Origin of the sequence: Occallatibacter sp., from assembly GCF_036502485.1 — a bacterium.
Lineage (GTDB): Bacteria > Acidobacteriota > Terriglobia > Terriglobales > Acidobacteriaceae > Telmatobacter.
Window position 1 is genome coordinate 1 of record NZ_DASXYM010000107.1, and the last position, 3,397, is coordinate 3,397.

Consider the following 3,397-nt stretch of genomic DNA (forward strand, 5'->3'; position numbering starts at 1 on the left):
ATCTTTCAGCGACTGGCGCAGGGGCCGCTGGCGGTGAACGAGATTGCGGGGACGATGCCGGTGAGCAGGCCGGCGGTGTCGCAGCACTTGAAGGTGCTGAAGGATGCGGGACTTGTGCAGGACAGGCGGGATGGAACGCGGAGGTTGTATCAGCTTGACCCGGAAGGGGTGGCGCGGCTGAAGGCGCACTTCGACCAGATGTGGACGAAGGCAATGAGCAGTTTTCAGGATGCGGTGGAGAAACCAGCCAAGGAGGCGAGACATGGGAAGCAGCGTGGAAGAAGCCGTCGTACGTAAGAGTGTGCGGGTGCGGGCGAGTGTGGAGCGCGCCTGGAGCGTGTTTGTGGAGCAGATGGAGACGTGGTGGCCGGCGACCCACCACATTGCCGCGGCCGGGTTTGAGCTGATTGTTGTGGAACCGCGGGCGGGCGGGCGCTGGTATGAGCGGGATGCGGAAGGTCGGCAGTGCGAATGGGGCAAGGTGCTGGGCTGGGATCCGCCGCGAAGCGTGCGTTTCAGTTGGCAGGTAGGGCCGAAGCCGGGCTCGGAGGAGTGGGGGTACGATCCCGACATGAGCCGGGCCAGCGAGGTCGAGTTCCGATTCAGCGAGGACAGCGACGGCGTGACCCTGGTGGAGTTGGAGCACAGCAAGCTGGAGCGGCACGGGATGGGAGCCGAGAAGCTGCGCGCGCTCTTCGAGGGGCCGGGCGCCTGGGTCGACATTCTTGCGCAGTATGTGCGGGTGGTGGATGCAGGGGTGCGCGGCGCCGCAGATTCGGGCGAGGCGGCAGAGGAGGGGGCATGAAGGCGGCGGTGTATTTGCGAATCGCCTCTGTGCTCACCTTTGTGCATGCGGTACTGCATACGGTGGGTGGGGTGTTCGGAAAGGTGGAGCCGGGGCCGGCGAGCGTGGCGGCAGCGGCGATGCAGGCGAACCAGTTTTTGGTGTTGGGAGCGCCGCGCACGTACTGGATGTTTCTGCGTGGGATGGGACTGGCGGTCACGATTTTTCTGACCATCGAGGCGGTGGTGTTCTGGCAGCTTGGCACCCTGACGAAGACGCACGGGCGCGGGGTGCGCCCGATGCTGATGGCGTTTGTGGTTGCTTATCTGGCGATGGCGGTGAACTCGTATGAATACTTTTTTCTGGCGCCGGTGATTACAGAACTGTTGATTGCTGCGTGCCTGGGGATGGCTTTTGCGACGGTGAAGGAGACGGAGGCTACGGAGGCGGGGCGGGCGGTAGGGGCGCTGGGGTAGCCGGGTTTTCGGGGAGGCAGAAGGAGATCCCCTGCGCGAATGGTAGAAGGAAAACCAGAAGTAAAAGCGGGTTTTTCGGTGCGCTCAGAAGGACAAGGTTGGGGGTGAGGGCGGGGTCCCGGAAGGGCTGCATGGCTTACCAGCTATGCAGCCATTCTTCGTCTCGGCCGATGCGGATGGGGGCGTGGAAGAGGTCAGTGAGGCGCGGCTCGGTGAGGAGTTCGGCGCGGGGGCCATCGGCGAGGATGCAGCCGTCGCGCATGAGGATGACGCGTTCGATTTCGGGGAGTATGTCGCCGAGGTGGTGGGTGACGAGGACCAGGCCGGTGCCTTCGTTGACGAGGCGGCGCAGGGTTTCGCGCAGGCTGCGCTGGGCGGCGAGGTCGAGTGCGTTGGAGGGCTCATCGAGGAGGAGCTGTTGCGGGCGATGGACGAGGGCGCGGGCGATGACGATGCGGCGTTTTTCGCCGGCAGACATTTCGCCGACGAGCTGATGGGCGAGATGTGAGGCTTCGATGCGTTCGAGGGCTTCGCGGGCGCGGGCGCGCATTTCTTCTGTGACGTGGAGGTTGGGCCAGAGGGTGGAGGCGGAGAAGAAGCCGGCGGTGACGGCATCGAGGCCGGTGGTGACGGCGGTGCGTTCGCCGGGCAGTTCCGTTCCCACGACGCCGAAATGTTTGCGGAGCTGCGTGAGATCCCAGCGCTCACGCCCGAAGATGCTGACCTGCATGCCGGGGATCACCATGGGATAGATCTGGCAGGTCATGGTGAGGATGAGGGTGGATTTTCCGCAGCCGTTGGGGCCGAGGATGGCGACGTGCTCGCCGGTACGGATGGAGAGATTGACGTCGTGGAGAACGATGCGATCGCCGCGGGCGACGTTGACCTGGCGCATTTCGAGGAACTCGTGGCTATGTGTTTCTGGTGTTGCGGACGTGCTCGGCTGCATCGGCCCCCCACCTGCTAGATTAAATTGTTGAAACCAATCCATGCCCGTGCCGGGCTTGCGCCGCACGCTGCATCAGCGCCGAGCGCGGGAAACAGGCCGGGATTCCAGGAAAAATGAGCGACATTTCACAACTGGTTATTCCCCGCGGCTTTCGCTTCGGGGCGGCGAAGGCGGGTCTCAAGGCCAGCGGGCGCACGGACTTTGCACTTATCGTGGCCGATGCTGCGGCGAGCGCCGCGGCGGCGTTCACGGCGAATCGCGTGAGCGCGGCGCCGTTGCAGGTGGACAAGGAACATCTGCGCGCTACGGGGGGCAAGGTGCGTGTGGTGGCCATCAACGCGGGCAATGCGAACTGTGCGGTGGGGCAGGCGGGCGTGGATGCGGCGCGCGCGACGTGTGCGGCGGCAGCCGAGGTGTTTGGATGCAGGGCGGAGGAGGTGTTTCCTTCGTCGACGGGGATCATTGGCGTGCCGCTGCCGGCGGAGAAATTGATTGCGGCGATGCCGGAGCTTGCGGGGCGGATTGGTTCGGCGTCGGATCACTTTCAGCAAGTGGCCGAGGCGATTATCACGACCGACACGGTGGAGAAGACGGCGTTTGCGCGCATTGAGGTGGATGACGCGGAGGTGCGGATTGCGGCGACGTGCAAGGGGGCGGGCATGATTCATCCGCAACTGGTGCCGCACGCGACGATGCTGGTGTACGTGATGACCGATGCGGATGTTGAGCCGGCGGTGCTGCAGACGTATCTGAACGACGCGATCGAGCTGAGCTTCAACCGCATCTCGGTGGATGGCGATACGTCGACGAACGATACGGTGCTGCTGCTGGCATCGGGGGCAAGCGGCGCGAAGATCGATGCGGGCCATGCGGAGTTTGCGGCAGCGCTCAAGCAGGTGTGCACCTCGCTGGCGAAGCAGGTGGTGGCGGATGGCGAGGGCATCACGCATGTGGTGGAACTGCGCATTGAGGGCGCGGCGAGCGACGCCGATGCGCTGAAGGCAGCGAAGGCGATTGCACATTCTTCGCTGGTGAAGACGGCGTGGGCAGGCAACGATCCCAACTGGGGACGGCTGATGGCGGCGCTTGGCTACTCGGGCGCGGAGATCGATCCGGAGCGGATTGACATCTGGTTTGGCGAACAGCGCATCTGTCGCAATGGCGGGCGCGCGGAGGAGTTTGACGAGG

General features: G+C 64.6%; 5 protein-coding genes. 4 read left to right on the forward strand and 1 reads right to left on the reverse strand.

All coding sequences use genetic code 11. The features are described from left to right. The 3 genes from VGL22_RS14410 to VGL22_RS14420 all read left to right on the forward strand — a co-directional run. Positions 1-297 (forward strand): ArsR/SmtB family transcription factor (locus tag VGL22_RS14410; protein ID WP_465267633.1); only part of this gene is annotated, 297 nt, incomplete at its 5' end. Beyond that, positions 263-805: an SRPBCC family protein gene (locus VGL22_RS14415; RefSeq protein WP_465267634.1), complete on the forward strand. Its 543-nt coding sequence runs from the start codon at positions 263-265 to the stop codon at positions 803-805. The genes VGL22_RS14410 and VGL22_RS14415, both read left to right, overlap by 35 nt. Next, on the forward strand, positions 802-1,260 hold the full coding sequence (locus tag VGL22_RS14420) for an LIC_13387 family protein (protein ID WP_465267635.1): 459 nt from the start codon (positions 802-804) through the stop codon (positions 1,258-1,260). Before VGL22_RS14415 ends, VGL22_RS14420 begins: the two co-directional genes overlap by 4 nt. 136 nt (positions 1,261-1,396) lie before the next feature. Here VGL22_RS14420 and VGL22_RS14425 read toward each other — a convergent pair whose 3' ends face one another. Further along, entirely contained in the window at positions 1,397-2,155 is a 759-nt protein-coding gene (locus VGL22_RS14425; protein ID WP_465267636.1) for an ABC transporter ATP-binding protein, read from the reverse strand. 167 nt (positions 2,156-2,322) lie between these two features. Here VGL22_RS14425 and argJ point away from each other — a divergent pair. Continuing rightward, a partial coding sequence (gene argJ / locus VGL22_RS14430) for a bifunctional glutamate N-acetyltransferase/amino-acid acetyltransferase ArgJ (RefSeq protein ID WP_465267637.1) occupies positions 2,323-3,397 on the forward strand: 1,075 nt, incomplete at its 3' end.

Coding starts and splice junctions, on each gene's coding strand:
- VGL22_RS14415 (WP_465267634.1), top strand. CDS start 263: ATGGGAAGCAGCGTGGAAGAAGCCGTCGTACGTAAGAGTGTGCGGGTG.
- VGL22_RS14420 (WP_465267635.1), top strand. CDS start 802: ATGAAGGCGGCGGTGTATTTGCGAATCGCCTCTGTGCTCACCTTTGTG.
- VGL22_RS14425 (WP_465267636.1), bottom strand. CDS start 2,155: ATGCGCCAGGTCAACGTCGCCCGCGGCGATCGCATCGTTCTCCACGAC.